Raw genomic sequence first — 13,235 nt, 5'->3', positions numbered from 1 at the left:
ACCAAAGTTTGCCCCACACAATCTAGCCGGGGTGGATGTGTTTTGGGGCAAATTAGAACTTTCCGTTTCATGCGAGCACTTCTACTGCCCCCGAACCTCCAACGAGGAGACCCGAACCTCACCCGCTTCATCGGATGCGTCGAGATCCACCACACCGTGAATCTGGAACGCGTTGTCGCCTTCGGGGTCGTTAATAATCTGGGTGACCTGCCAGGATCTGCCGGATTGATCACCGATGTGGAAGAATTCAGGACCGCGTGCGTCTGGGCCAAGATCGACATCGTCGTACTCGTCGAAGTAGTCGTCCATCGCCCCCGGCCAATCCACCCGCTCGTCTGTTTCTAGGTAGTCGAGCATCTCGGCCAACTCATCTTCTTTCTCATAAGCGAACAGTTCGACCATTCGGAAGAAGTAGTTGCGGACCATGATTGTGAACGCACGACGGTTGGCGGTCAGTGCGGATGGGTCTTGTACACCAAACGCCAGCTCTCGGTCGATGGTTTCCTGGCTGACAGGTTCGTCTTCTCCGGTCATGTGCGCCCATTCGTCGATGAGCGACGAGTCCACCTGACGAATCATCTCGCCGAGCCATACGACGATGTCCTCGAGCTCGTCGTTCATGTAGGCATCGGGGATGGAGTAGGAGAGCGTGCGCCAAGCATCGGTGAGGTAGCGAAGCACCACACCCTCGGAGCGCGCCAGCCCATATGTGGAAATGAGATCGGAGAACGTCATTGCGTGCTCGATCATGTCCCGCACCACAGACTTCGGCGACGGCTCGAACTCCTTCGCCCATGGGTTGCCTTGGGTGAAGGTATCGAACGCTTCGTCCAACTCGTCGGCCAATGGCTTCGGATAGGTGACATCCTCAATAATCGCCATGCGCTCGGTGTAGTCAACACCTTCAGCCTTTAGCGCAGCAATTTCTTCTCCACGAGCGGCTTTCTCTTGCGCTTGGAGGAGTTGCCTCGGGTCGTCGAGGATCGCTTCAAATGCTGAGATGACATCAAGGGTGTATGTATCCGATTCCGGATCCAGCAGGGTAAGAAACGCCAGTGCGAACGGAGCGAGAGGTTGATTTAGCGCAAAGTCGCGGTCGAGCTCCTGCGTCAGCGTGTATGGGCGAAACGCGGGAGAGTCCGGAGTACGTTCCACCACTCCAGCGTTAATCAGCCCACGGAATAGCTCCACTGCGGTGAGGATGTCCCTGTTCTGCTTCGCACGGTTGTCGTGGTTGTCGCGCAGTAACTTGCGCATGTGCTCGTAGCCGTCACCAGGGCGTGCCACCACGTTGAGCAGCATCGAGTTGCTCACCTTGAACTGGCTTGTCAGCTCTTCGGGTTCAGCGACCTTCAGACGTTCAAAAGTGTTCTCAGACCAGGAAACTTCACCGTCGCGGGCAGATTTCTTCCGTATCTTCTTGAGTTTCTTCGGATCATCACCCGCCTTGCGGCGCAGCTTTACGTTTTCTATCTCGTGTTCGGGTGCTTCCACCACTACAGTGCCTTCGGTGTCGTAGCCTGCGCGACCTGCGCGGCCTGCGATTTGGTGGAATTCACGCGACTTCAAGATGCGCTGGCGAGTTCCGTCGTATTTGGCCAACCCAGTGATGAGCACTGTACGAATCGGCACGTTAATCCCCACACCGAGCGTGTCTGTACCGCAGATGACCTTCAGTAAGCCGGTTTGGGAAAGCCGTTCGACAAGGCGACGGTACTTCGGCAACATGCCTGCGTGGTGGATTCCGATGCCACGACGCACAAGTTTGGACAGCGTCTTGCCAAACGTGGTGGTAAAGCGGAAATTGCCAATCTCTTCAGCGATCCGCTGCTTTTCCTCATCCGTAATGATTTTCATGCTGGTCAGCGCCTGCGCTCGTTCGGTGGCTTCGCGCTGAGAGAAATGCACAACGTAGATCGGTGCCTTGCCGTCGGCGAGCAGCTCCTCAATCGTCTCGTGCACCGGCGTGAACACATAGTGGAAATCCAGCGGAACGGGACGCTCAGCGCCGCCCACATAAGTGGTGGTGCGCCCGGTGCGTTTCGTCAGGTCCTCCTCGAGCCACGCAGTATCGCCTAGTGTCGCCGACATCAGCAGAAACTGTGCCTTTGGCAACTCGAGGAGCGGAACCTGCCAGGCCCATCCGCGCTCCGGCTCGGAGTAGTAGTGGAACTCGTCCATGACGACTTGGTCGATTCGCGCATGCTCGCCTTCTCGCAGTGCGATATTTGCGACGATCTCCGCTGTGGCTGCAATGATTGGCGCATTGGAGTTCACCGTTGCGTCACCGGTCATCATGCCGACGTTTTCAGCGCCGAAAATCTCGCACAGCGCGAAAAACTTCTCGCTTACCAGCGCCTTAATCGGCGCGGTGTAAAACGATCGCTGTCCACGGGCGAGAGCAATGAAATGCGCCGCGTTGGCCACCATGGACTTCCCGGATCCAGTTGGGGTAGCCAAGATAACGTTGTCGCCAGCGAGCAACGCTAGCGAAGCTTCCTCTTGAGCAGGGTAGAGGCTGATACTGCGGGACTCGGTCCAGGAGGTAAACGAGTCCCACACCACGTCCTCGAAGAGGGACTCTGGTGCTTCGGCAATGTCGGAGAGCATGTCTGTGAGCGTCACGCTCACCACCGTAGCTGACCGCCCCGACATCCCATCAGCATTTAGGATGTTGCGCCGGTGTCACCTTCGCTGTCGCCGTCACTGTCGCCGTCACCTTCTTCAGCGTCGGGGTCGATGAAGTAGTAGTCACGCAAGCGCCGATCAGTGTCCTCATCGTGAGGCAGACTGCGCTGTTGACCACGGTTGCGGTCACGGTCCTCTATGGCGGTGAGGTAGTTCTCAAAAGCCTCGCTAATTTCCTCACCAGACGGCATCTGCGCCTCACCGGGCATCATGGCTTGCGGGTGGTGGCGACGGTATTCCTCCATCTCCTGGTCATAGTGTTCCTCCAATGCTTGGACCACATGGGTGATCTCAGCGGAGTTCGTCGTTTGTTCTGCAAGTTGCTGGGAGACCCGCTTCATGTCGCCTTCCAACGAACCAAGCGGGAAGGTCAACGTGGTGGAATCCTCTACCGACTGCAAGAGCTGGAAAGTTGCGTGCGGGTACGGAGAAGCAGCGACATAGTGCGGGACGTGCGCTGTGTAGCCTGCGACATTTCGCCCACGCTTGTGGAGTTCGCGCTCAATGAGAATTGCGGCGGAGCCAGGAACGCTCACCATACCGTCGAAGGTGTACATCGAGCCGACGAGGTCGGTGTCGTTGCCGTGTGCTGATACCACAAGGGGGCGAGTGTGTGGCGCGCCCATAGGGGCAGCGTAGAGGCAGATCGTTTTATCCACGTTGAAACGCTCGACGAGGTCGGCGACTGCATTGCTAAACGCTTCCCAGCGAAGATCCGGTTCAGGCCCGGACAGGAGCAAGAAAGACTTGCCCTTGCTGTCGCGCAGGACCCGCATATCGAGTTGCAGGTCTGCAACGTCTGCGATTTCAGCATGGGCGAGTGTCACCGTTGGGCGTCGTGAGCGGTAGTCGATGAGCTCGTCGTTGCTAAACGTCGCCACCGTATGGGTCTCTAGTGCGGCCTTAAGATGGTCGGCTGCAGACTCAACTGCGTGACCTGCGTCGGCGTAGCCGTGCATGGCAATAATCAGCGCCGGGCCCGATTGGGAGGTGCTGTCCACGGTGGGCGAGGGGTACTCAAGCTCGTACATCTGCTGATCGTAAGTCACGGTTGTAGATCTCCTGAAATGGTATCGCTGATTCCCCCACCACAACGAAGGAAGCGAGCAAAACATTCCCCGTTATGTTTTTGGATGGAACCGAACACTGCTTCAGTGCGTCTGATATTTATGACAGACACTCAACCACAAGGAACTCATTCATCGGATGGTGCTGGCGCGGCGCACCACGACACCTACACATTGCAATCGCCCGCGCACTTGATTGCATCACTTCCTGGAACTCTCGGGTACTTTCCAACTGAAACCGTTTCGCTGATCACCTTGCAAGCGCGTCCGGGGGAACCTGACATCTTGGATGTTGGGCCGTACTTATGCTCTGATTTGGGCAGCACAGAGCAGCTTCGCAACATGCTTGAGCAACTGCCAATAACGCAACGTGTGGCGACGTTTGGCGTGATCATTAGCCGAGTCCCTGATTCGGAGATGGTCAAACAGGCCATTAAGGAGTTGCGAGACAGTTATCAGGGGATTGTGCCACTGGTCGACGCGTGCTGGTTAGTTTCGGAAGTCGCTGATGGCACCCCGTACCGCCTCGCGTTCTCCAACGAGACGGAGAACGCACAGATCTGGGGGTGGGAGGACACATTCGCTTCGGGTACGGTCGCTTCGGTGATCGCGTCGCCGGCGATGCGGCCGTACATCGATAACGGCTTGCTGCCGGAGCTCGATCGCGCGGATACGTTCGAGCACTTCGACCCGCTATTGCTCAGCGATGCTGTGCGTTGCGACGAGGTCGCGCCCGCTGCGTATCGACGAGGCCTTGACCTAATGGATCTGGTCTCAGTGGCACCTGCTCTTGCGCGCCGGGACGTCGAGCGGGCCTGCGAGCTCTTCGTCTCAACGCCAGCGGATTCGATCATTGACGGGGATGGATACGTTGAACTGAGCGATGTGTTTCAGTCGGATGACGAAGTCGAACTTATCGCCGCGATGCTGAGCAGAAGCCGGTTGCGCGACTGCTTAATCGTCGACGCGCTTGCATACCCGTTCGGGGCATCCGCGGTGATGTTGTGTATCGCGAGGAACTTCACCGGAGCCATTCGGGCCAACGCGTTGTGTCTTTGGGCGATGGTTGCCCTTTCCCAACGCTTGTACGCATGGGCGGGCACTGCGTTGCGGTGCGCAGACGAGGAAGTTCCAGGTCATGCGCTGTCGAATCTGCTGCTGCAAGTGATGCTGGCGGGCAAGGCAGAAGAGATTCTTGAAGTGAGCAGTCGAGCATGCAGAGACACGTGGCTCGAATTCGGAGGTTAACGCGCCGAGTGCGAACGGCTTCCCAGTTCGCGGGTGAACGCCCATGCGTCCTCGACGATTCGGCGTAGATCTGTGCGGGTGGGGTTCCAACCAAGCTCACTTTTGATCTTTTCGGACGACGCGATGAGCACAGCCGGATCGCCTGCACGGCGAGGAGCTACCTCAGCTGGGATGGGATGGCCGGTGACTTCGCGACACATCTCCACAACTTCTCGCACCGAATAGCCAGCACCGGAACCAAGGTTATAGATCTTGTGTTGGCCAGGCGTGTTGTTTTCCAAAGCGAGCATGTGGGCGTCGGCGAGGTCGCGGATGTGAATGTAGTCGCGCACGCAAGTACCGTCGTTTGTTGGCCAGTCATCGCCGTACATCATGATCTTGTCGCGGTAGCCCATGGCAACCTGCAACACAATGGGGATGAGGTGGGTTTCAGTGATGTGGTTTTCACCAACACCGTTGTGTGCGCCGGCGACGTTGAAGTAGCGCAGACTCGTTGCGCCGAGGCCGTACGCATTGGCGTAGGACGTGATTGCGTGGTCAATCGCTAGCTTGGAGGCGCCGTAGGGATTCGTTGGACGTGTTGGCGCATCTTCGGTAATCGGCACGGTGTCTGGTTCACCGTAGGTGGCAGCGGTCGAGGAAAACACCAGGGATTTCACGTCGTGCTTGCGCATTGCGTCGAGCAACGCGAGTGATACTCCGACATTGCCATGCCAGTACTTGGCGGGATCCTCCATCGACTCGCCGACAAGCGAGCGTGCAGCGAAATGCAGTACGCCATCGACGTCACCGTCAGCCAGTACGTCGTCGATAACATCGACAATGTTTCCCTCAACGAGCACAGCCTGCTCAGGGACAGCGTAGCGGTTTCCAGTGCTGAAATCGTCGATAACGGTGACGTCGTGGCCTGCTTCAAGCAGTGCTTGCGCGCACACACTTCCGACGTATCCTGCGCCGCCTGTGACTACAAGTTTCATGGGGTTTCTCCTCGAAGCGTTAGTTGAGCGGTTCGACGCGCAGCGCGTGTGCTAGCTCAGATGGAAGTACAACAGTTTCTCCGTTGGCGGTCTTGACTTCCAGCGCGCCGTCTTCAAATGGAGTCAACGTCACTTCTTGGCCGACGAAGTGACCGATGCCTGCAAGGGAGACACCGTCTGTCAACGGGACCTGAAGAATTTCCGAAATCTGCACAACACGCGCTCTGGTCGGTTCCTGGATTCGAAGATCGGTCGCTCGAGTTCCGCGTGTCTCGGGCACCCCCTGTGGTGCTCCCAGCTCTTCCAGTGCGGGGATCGGGTTACCAAATGGGGAGTGGGTGGGGTTATCCAACACTGCGACAAGGCGACGTTCGACCTCTTCGCTCATGACGTGTTCCCAGCGACATGCCTCGTCGTGCACTTTCTCAATATCAAGGCGCAGCACGTCGGTCAGAAGACGTTCCGCGAGACGGTGTTTGCGCATCACCGCGGTTGCGAGTGCGCGCCCTTCCTCAGTGAGGGAGAGGGAACGGTCTTGCTCAACAACGATAAGTCCGTCGCGCTCCATGCGTGCCACAGTTTGCGACACGGTGGGGCCAGACTGCTCAAGCCGTTCAGCGATGCGAGCGCGAAGGGGAGTGATGCCCTCTTCTTCCAGCTCGTAGACCGTTCGCAAGTACATTTCTGTGGTGTCGACGAGGTCACGCACGGTTGTTGGTTCCTTCCACTCGACGAGGCAGCAGCTGTTGCTGCTATAACGAACGTTCGACAAATACTGTAGCCCAGCGATAGTGACCTAAGTCCCATCACTGGGCGTAGTTGTTGTTTTTCCTAATGGCTACATTGCGTAATCGCGAAGACGGTCTGCACGTTCGCCCACACGAAGCTTCGCCATGACTTCGCGTTCGATCTGACGTACGCGTTCCCGGGATAGTCCGTACTGTCGGCCAATCTGGTCCAAGGTGCGCGGCACACCGTCAGTCAGTCCATAGCGCATGCGGATGACATCCTGTTCGCGCTGCTCAAGGCCGTTAATGATGTCTTGAATGTCGTCATGGCGCAGCGTAGTCACGACGGCGTCTTCGGCGTCGGTGGCTTCCGCGTCCTCGATGAAGTCACCCAAAGGCGCCTCTTCATCTGCACCGACCGGCATATCCAAGCTGACGGGGTCGCGGGATTGGCGCAGCAGCATTTCGATCTTGGACTCTTCGATGCCGGACTCTTCGGACAGTTCCTCGTTCGTCGGCTCACGGCCGAGAGATTGATACATTTCGCGACGAATACGTGAGAGCTTGTTGACCTGTTCGACAAGGTGCACAGGGAGGCGGATTGTGCGGGACTGGTCAGCCATACCTCGCGTGATTGCTTGGCGGATCCACCAGGTGGCGTAGGTGGAAAACTTAAAGCCCTTGGCGTAGTCAAACTTTTCCATCGCACGAATAAGGCCGAGGTTGCCTTCTTGGATGAGGTCCAACAGTGGCATTCCGCGGCCGGTGTAGCGCTTCGCAAGCGATACGACCAGGCGCAGGTTCGCCTCGAGGAGGTGCGCGCGCGCCTTGCGGCCTTGCTTAGCGAGGATTGTCAGGTCGCGCTTTTTTGCCCGGGTGAGTTTCACCTCCGGGTCGTCGAGAAGATGCTGAGCGTAGAGGCCAACTTCGATCTGTTGGGCAAGCTCGACCTCTTCTTCAGCGTTGAGTAGGGCGGTTTTGCCGATGCCGTTGAGATAAACGCGTACAAGGTCTGCGGATGGGTTGTCGTTGGTCTGATTACGTCGGCTACCGCGGTCGACGTTCTCTTCTTTTTCTGTGGCACGATCCGGCTGGGTCATGTGACAACGCCTCCTCGGACTGGGGTGAAACACTTCATGTTGCATCGGTGCAATCTGATAGACCAACGGTCCGAGGTGAAGAGGTGTTCCCGCGGGCACCATTTATATTCACTGAGCGTTACGTTTCTACCAACACGGTGAACGGCCCTTCGTTGACACTCTGGACTTGCATGTTGGCGCCGAATCGCCCTTCTTCGACATGAATTCCGCGTTCACGCAGTGCCGACGCGATCTTTGCGATGATTGGCTCCGCAACTTCGCCAGGGGCAGCGTCTCCCCACGATGGGCGGCGACCCTTGGCAGTGCGGCCTAAAAGCGTGAACTGGCTGACTAAAAGCACCGGAGCATTGACGTCTTCAACGGACTTTTCCCCGTCGAGAATGCGCAGTTCTGCAATTTTGCGGGCCATCTTTTGCCAGGCTTCTTCGTCGTCTTCGCGGCCAACGCCGACAAGGGCGAGGATTCCGCCTGTCTCAGCGCAATTGATAGCGCCGACAACGTCGCCGTCGACGGTGACGGAAGCCTCGGAAACGCGGGTCAGGACGGCTTTCACAGGATATTCCTCTGTTTCTGATCAGATAGCGGCGATTTCTGCGGGTAGGACAACGCCATGACGGACAAGATCAACTATGGCTGCCGAGCTGGATTGCTCAAGTTCATGTAGTGCAGCCTCGTCGTTAATACCGTTGGCAGCAGCGTAGAGCCCAGTGACGTCGCGAAGCGCAAGGCCTTGCGGGTGCAGCCCACGAAGTACGGAGAGCACCCCAGCATCCACGGTATGGGTAAACCGTGGCCCGTCCGTGCGAGTCACACGGATGACCTCGGGTGCGAAGCCGATACCGGTTTCGGTGTCGGCCAAACTGACCTCCTCAAGCGCGACCCCTGGGCGCAGCATGTATTGGGCATCAAGAACTTCGGCGAAGGATTTTCCACGCAGCCAATCGCTACGCAGGAAGTATTCTTCAACCTCCGGTGCTAAGCGGTCAGTGAAATGCTGGGATAGTTCCTCAGCGGTGACCTCAGTTGAGGCATCGCCGATATCTTCCAAGACGATCCACCCGAACCCGATTCCAGTGACGTTATTTTGCGCAAAGTGCTCCAGCCACCGTTCGGTGCGTTCGATGCCTTCAGTAGAGCGGGGGTCGATGGATTCGTCGCGAAGCCACGTGGAGACGTACATCCCCGGATCCACAACATCGCGCTGCAGCACCCAGGCGTTCACTCCTGTGCTGGGCAACCACGACGCCACCCGAGACTGCCAGGACGCATCCTTGCTGTGCACCCAGGAACCCAGGATGAAAGCACGGCCACCTTCGGCAAGATGTTCCACTGCGCCGGAGACAACGAGCTCGGAGGCCGCATCAAGATCCAAGCCTGAATCGCGGTAGACATGGCCCACCTCGGGCAGTCCGACAACAAATGGGGGGTTGGCCACAATGCGGTCGAACCGTTCGCCCGCAACAGGTTCAAACCAACTTCCTTGCCTCAGTTCCACATTGTCTACACCGTTGGCAGCAAACGTCGCTCGAGCTAAGTCCAGCGCTCGACCGTGAACATCTGTCGCGACAACTCTCTTAGCAACGTGGGCCTGTGCAAGTGCCTGCACCCCCGAACCCGTTCCCAAATCCAAAACAGACGACACCGGTGTCTGAGGCGCAGCCGAAAGCAGTGATAAGGAAGCGGCGCCAACGCCGAGAACATGATCGTGTCCTGGGACGATGTCGGTCATCGACGCGTCGAGATCGGAAAAGACAAAGCGCTCCTTATCTGCGATCGCATGCGGGCGCACATCGAGTGCGATGTGAAGTTCGGCATTGTCGGTTGCAGGGGCGACCACGCAGTCGTCGATAAGCAGCTGCACAAGCTCTTGCGACAGCACATCACTGAGTTCCGCTGCGGTGCATGGCTCGCGCAAGATAAAAAACCGGATCAACCGCGACAAACGGGACCCATCCTGGCACGCGTGGCGCACTACTCCAGGCTCACCGCGAAACATCGCCTGCGTCGCGGCTGGCCCAAGGTGCTCAGCAATCCCTGCGGACGTAAAACCGGCCTTTGCCAATGCTTGGGCAAGAGTTTTCGCTGTCTCCGGGCTTACCGTTACTGAATCACTCATCGTTGTCTCCTGTTGCATCATCCCCACCGTCGTCGTGATCGATGATATCGGGCACGTTTGCCGTGCTTGACGACGAACTCTCGAGCGCCGTACGACGAGAATTCTCCAACCGAATCTCCTCACGCACTACCGCAGGCTTGTACACGTTTTTTGAGCGTGCATCCCGCTTCTCGCCCTGTGCGTTGCCCAACACCACCGCAATCCAAGGCAGCGGTACCGAGACGACGAACAATATTGCCGCCAGCACCCACCAGCTCATCCACGCAGCCCAGATCGCGGCGAGGATGAACGGTAGGCGAAGCCCCTGCAAAATGGCGTACTGCTTCTCACGAGACTGCCGGTTTTGTTCAGGACTCGTCACCGCGTCTGTGATCAAAGCGCGGGCCATGCGACGACGCCGACGCGAGTGAGGCACAGAGGAGTCGACGACATCCTCGGCTTGAGCGTCAACCGTCTGATCGTCCTGGCTCAAACTAGAGAACAACCCGTCACGGGCTCGGTCCCGCGGATCAGAATCGGGGGAAACGTTCTCATTGGTGCTCATATGCGTCGAGGTTAGCCCTCCGGCTTAACCTCTCGCTCAATTTGGGGCATGATAGAGCGCGTGAACACGACGACGAAGACACTTGAACGCCCGGATTTGCGGGAAGATACCTCGTCGACAACCGACGACGGAACCCCGAAGTTTTTCCACTACGTCAAAAAAGACCAAATTGTCGACTCTGCGATTTCCGGCAAAATGGTCGTCGCCCTGTGTGGCGAAACCTTCCCGGTGAAAAAACAAGCAAAGCCCGGCTCTCCGGTGTGCCCGGACTGCGAGCGGATCTATAAGGGGCTGCGCCGCAAGTGACAGCCGCGTCTTCTGGGCCTTCGCTGCGCAAATGGCAGCAGGAGGCCCTCGATTCGTTTCTGAGTACCAAGCCACGCGACTTCATGGCTGTGGCAACGCCCGGCGCAGGTAAGACCACCTTCGCGCTCACGCTTGCCTCGACCCTGCTCGCTGACCGCACCGTCCAGCGCATTATCGTCGTCGTACCAACCGAGCACCTCAAGCACCAGTGGTCGGACGCCGCCAAGCGGTTCGGAATGTCGTTGGACCCAAACTTCACCAACTCTTCGGCAGTCAACGCCGCCTACGACGGCATCGTCGTCACGTATGCGCAAGTAGGTATGCACCCCTTCAAACACCATGCTGTCGCTTCAGCACGACGCACGCTGGTGATTCTCGACGAGATCCACCACGCAGGTGACTCCAAGAGCTGGGGTGATGGTGTCTACGAGGCATACAACGACGTCGAACACCGACTCGCTCTGACCGGTACACCATTTCGTTCCGACGACTCCCAGATCCCTTTCGTGCGCTACGTCGAAGACGGCGCCGGCCACCTCGTCTCAGAATCGGACTACACCTACGGCTATTCCCACGCACTGGCCGATGGCGTCGTCCGACCCGTGGTGTTCCTTGCATACTCGGGCGAAGCACAATGGAAAGACTCAGCAGGGGAGGAGTACTCAGCTCGCCTCGGCGAACCACTGAACGCCGAACAAACCGCACGTGCATGGAAGACCGCACTGGACCCGAAAGGTGACTGGGTCGCAGCCGTCCTTAATGCTGCACACACCCGCCTGATGAAAGTCCGCGCAAACATGCCAGACGCTGGCGGACTAGTCATCGCCACCAACAAAACCACCGCCCGCGCATACGCGAAGATCCTGGAAAAACTTTCCAACACCCCAGTCACGCTCGTTCTTTCCGACGAACCAGGCGCCTCCGACCGCATTGATGAATTCTCGGCATCCCGCGACGAATGGATGGTCGCTGTCCGCATGGTGTCCGAAGGCGTCGACGTGCCACGCCTATCCGTCGGCGTCTACGCAACCTCAGCATCCACACCATTGTTCTTCGCCCAGGCCATCGGACGCTTCGTCCGTTCCCGCATGCCCGGCGAATCGGCCTCCGTCTTCCTGCCCTCCGTCCCAGTGCTGCTGCGCCTGGCTGAGGAAATGGAGGTTTCACGCGACCACGTCCTAGGCAAACCTCACCGCGAATCCGGCTGGTCCGACGAACTGCTCGAGCAGGCCAACCGCACCCAAAACGAACCCGACGAAACCTCCGGATACGAAACCATCGGAGCATCGGCGGAGCTCGACTCGCTGATCTTCGACGGATCCACCTACGGCACCCCAACAGTCGCCGGCTCTGCAGAGGAACAAGACTTCCTCGGACTGCCCGGCCTCCTCGACGCCGAGCAAGTACGCACCCTGCTGGCCAAACGCCAGGCCGACCAACTCGACGCACGCGATGCTGAAGAAAAAGCGCGCCGGGCAGAGGAACGACGCGCTCGTGAACGAGCAGAGCTACTCGGGGAGCCGCAGAAGGTAACACAGCCGGTGGAGGAGACTCCCCAAAGTGCAACTGCAGCTGACGAACTCCCTCAGCTACGCAGCGAACTCAACGCGCGCGTATCCATCGTCGCCAGCAAAACTGGTCGCCCACACGGTGCGATCCACACCGAGGTACGAAAGGCCTGCGGAGGTCCACCGACTGCACTGTGTAGCGCGGAACAGCTCCGAGAACGCATCGCCTACCTTCGTGACTGGTGACACCGAAGTCGGTACAGTGGGCGGGCACATTACGTAAAACGAGGAGAAACGAATGACTGACCGCTACAACCCCAACGGTTACCCGAACGACCCGAACGGCCACCCTGAGGGAGTCTCGCCCTATAACCAGCCGCAGCCGGAAGGCTACGACACAGCGAACAACTACGCGGGCTATGAGGCACCAGCGGGCTATGACACGGCCCAGAGCCCCTCCGCTTACGGCGCGCCCTACGGCACAGCGCCGGTAGGGGAGCAGAAACCTAATGGCGTTGCAATGGCAGCCCTGATTTTCGGCATTCTCTCGATCCCTGCCATGTTCACGTTGTTCGGTGCCATCATTCTTGGTGTCATCGCGGTGATCCTCGGCATCGTTGGTATCCGTAAATCGAAGAACATCGTGGGGCCGGGTTCCCGCAAAGGCATGGCGGTGACCGGCCTGGTCCTAGGCGCTTTCGCAATGATCGCAACTGCGGTGATGATCTTCTGGGGTGTGTACTTTGCCAAGGACATCATCGGCGATTGTGAACAGTACCAATCGGACAACGCTGCATACCAGAAGTGCATCGAAGATGGCTTCAATGAAAAGATAAATGAAATGGAAGGGTCCTCGAACTAAAGACCGCGGTGATACTCGCCGTAAACGAGTAGCACCGAGTAAAGCGCAAGCTCAGCGCCCCGGCAGATACATGATCTGGCCGGGGCGCTGA

Annotated in this window: 12 protein-coding genes; 4 read left to right on the top strand and 8 right to left on the bottom strand. The window is 58.2% G+C overall.

The genetic code is table 11. From position 1 onward, the window contains the following. Positions 1-81: 81 nt before the first annotated feature. Both CCOY_RS07320 and CCOY_RS07315 read right to left on the bottom strand, forming a co-directional pair. Positions 82-2,610, bottom strand: a complete 2,529-nt coding sequence (locus CCOY_RS07320) for a DEAD/DEAH box helicase (protein ID WP_092103128.1) — start codon at positions 2,608-2,610, stop codon at positions 82-84. Positions 2,611-2,666: 56 nt separating this feature from the next. Beyond that, complete coding sequence (locus tag CCOY_RS07315; protein ID WP_425284118.1) at positions 2,667-3,719, bottom strand: PAC2 family protein; 1,053 nt, start codon at positions 3,717-3,719, stop codon at positions 2,667-2,669. A 36-nt stretch (positions 3,720-3,755) separates the two neighbouring features. Between CCOY_RS07315 and CCOY_RS07310 the strand changes: the two genes are divergently transcribed. Next, entirely contained in the window at positions 3,756-5,003 is a 1,248-nt protein-coding gene (locus CCOY_RS07310; RefSeq protein ID WP_092103125.1) for a DUF4192 family protein, read from the top strand. Here CCOY_RS07310 and galE read toward each other — a convergent pair. The 6 genes from galE to CCOY_RS07280 all read right to left on the bottom strand — a co-directional run bounded on the left by galE (position 5,000) and on the right by CCOY_RS07280 (position 10,468). Then, positions 5,000-5,980, bottom strand: coding sequence for a UDP-glucose 4-epimerase GalE (galE, locus tag CCOY_RS07305; protein WP_070422349.1), 981 nt, complete (start codon positions 5,978-5,980; stop codon positions 5,000-5,002). The genes CCOY_RS07310 and galE overlap by 4 nt on opposite strands. A 19-nt stretch (positions 5,981-5,999) precedes the next feature. Beyond that, complete coding sequence (locus CCOY_RS07300; protein ID WP_070422350.1) at positions 6,000-6,689, bottom strand: metal-dependent transcriptional regulator; 690 nt, start codon at positions 6,687-6,689, stop codon at positions 6,000-6,002. 129 nt (positions 6,690-6,818) lie between these two features. Continuing rightward, positions 6,819-7,808 (bottom strand): sigma-70 family RNA polymerase sigma factor, encoded by a 990-nt coding sequence (locus tag CCOY_RS07295; protein WP_070422351.1) that lies wholly within the window; start codon positions 7,806-7,808, stop codon positions 6,819-6,821. Positions 7,809-7,926: 118 nt separating this feature from the next. Continuing rightward, positions 7,927-8,361, bottom strand: coding sequence for a D-aminoacyl-tRNA deacylase (gene dtd, locus CCOY_RS07290; protein WP_070422352.1), 435 nt, complete (start codon positions 8,359-8,361; stop codon positions 7,927-7,929). Positions 8,362-8,382: 21 nt separating this feature from the next. Continuing rightward, positions 8,383-9,924 (bottom strand): DUF7782 domain-containing protein, encoded by a 1,542-nt coding sequence (locus tag CCOY_RS07285; protein WP_208856562.1) that lies wholly within the window; start codon positions 9,922-9,924, stop codon positions 8,383-8,385. Then, positions 9,917-10,468, bottom strand: coding sequence for a DUF3099 domain-containing protein (locus CCOY_RS07280; protein WP_083279411.1), 552 nt, complete (start codon positions 10,466-10,468; stop codon positions 9,917-9,919). Before CCOY_RS07280 ends, CCOY_RS07285 begins: the two co-directional genes overlap by 8 nt. Positions 10,469-10,516: 48 nt before the next feature. On the opposite strand from CCOY_RS07280, the gene CCOY_RS07275 reads away from it, so the two are divergent. From CCOY_RS07275 to CCOY_RS07265, 3 genes are read left to right on the top strand one after another with little or no spacing between them, the layout of a single operon-like run. Further along, positions 10,517-10,774 carry a DUF3039 domain-containing protein gene (locus tag CCOY_RS07275; protein WP_070422354.1) on the top strand — a complete coding sequence of 86 codons (258 nt, stop codon included), beginning with the start codon at positions 10,517-10,519 and terminating at the stop codon, positions 10,772-10,774. Then, positions 10,771-12,528, top strand: a complete 1,758-nt coding sequence (locus CCOY_RS07270; RefSeq protein ID WP_070820299.1) for a DEAD/DEAH box helicase — start codon at positions 10,771-10,773, stop codon at positions 12,526-12,528. The genes CCOY_RS07275 and CCOY_RS07270 overlap by 4 nt, the downstream gene beginning before the upstream one ends. A 52-nt stretch (positions 12,529-12,580) precedes the next feature. Then, positions 12,581-13,144, top strand: a complete 564-nt coding sequence (locus CCOY_RS07265; RefSeq protein WP_070451290.1) for a DUF4190 domain-containing protein — start codon at positions 12,581-12,583, stop codon at positions 13,142-13,144. The last annotated feature ends 91 nt before the right edge of the window (positions 13,145-13,235 follow it).

Source organism: Corynebacterium coyleae (assembly GCF_030408635.1).
Lineage (GTDB): Bacteria > Actinomycetota > Actinomycetes > Mycobacteriales > Mycobacteriaceae > Corynebacterium > Corynebacterium coyleae.
This window is presented reverse-complemented; position numbering and strand designations above follow the sequence as displayed.

Excerpts from the sequence above, each read along its gene's own strand:
- CCOY_RS07320 (WP_092103128.1), bottom strand. The coding sequence starts at position 2,610 with ATGCTCTCCGACATTGCCGAAGCACCAGAGTCCCTCTTCGAGGACGTG.
- CCOY_RS07295 (WP_070422351.1), bottom strand. The coding sequence starts at position 7,808 with ATGACCCAGCCGGATCGTGCCACAGAAAAAGAAGAGAACGTCGACCGC.
- CCOY_RS07280 (WP_083279411.1), bottom strand. The coding sequence starts at position 10,468 with ATGAGCACCAATGAGAACGTTTCCCCCGATTCTGATCCGCGGGACCGA.
- CCOY_RS07275 (WP_070422354.1), top strand. The coding sequence starts at position 10,517 with ATGATAGAGCGCGTGAACACGACGACGAAGACACTTGAACGCCCGGAT.
- CCOY_RS07315 (WP_425284118.1), bottom strand. The coding sequence starts at position 3,719 with ATGTACGAGCTTGAGTACCCCTCGCCCACCGTGGACAGCACCTCCCAA.
- galE (WP_070422349.1), bottom strand. The coding sequence starts at position 5,980 with ATGAAACTTGTAGTCACAGGCGGCGCAGGATACGTCGGAAGTGTGTGC.
- CCOY_RS07265 (WP_070451290.1), top strand. The coding sequence starts at position 12,581 with ATGACTGACCGCTACAACCCCAACGGTTACCCGAACGACCCGAACGGC.
- CCOY_RS07310 (WP_092103125.1), top strand. The coding sequence starts at position 3,756 with ATGGTATCGCTGATTCCCCCACCACAACGAAGGAAGCGAGCAAAACAT.
- CCOY_RS07285 (WP_208856562.1), bottom strand. The coding sequence starts at position 9,924 with ATGAGTGATTCAGTAACGGTAAGCCCGGAGACAGCGAAAACTCTTGCC.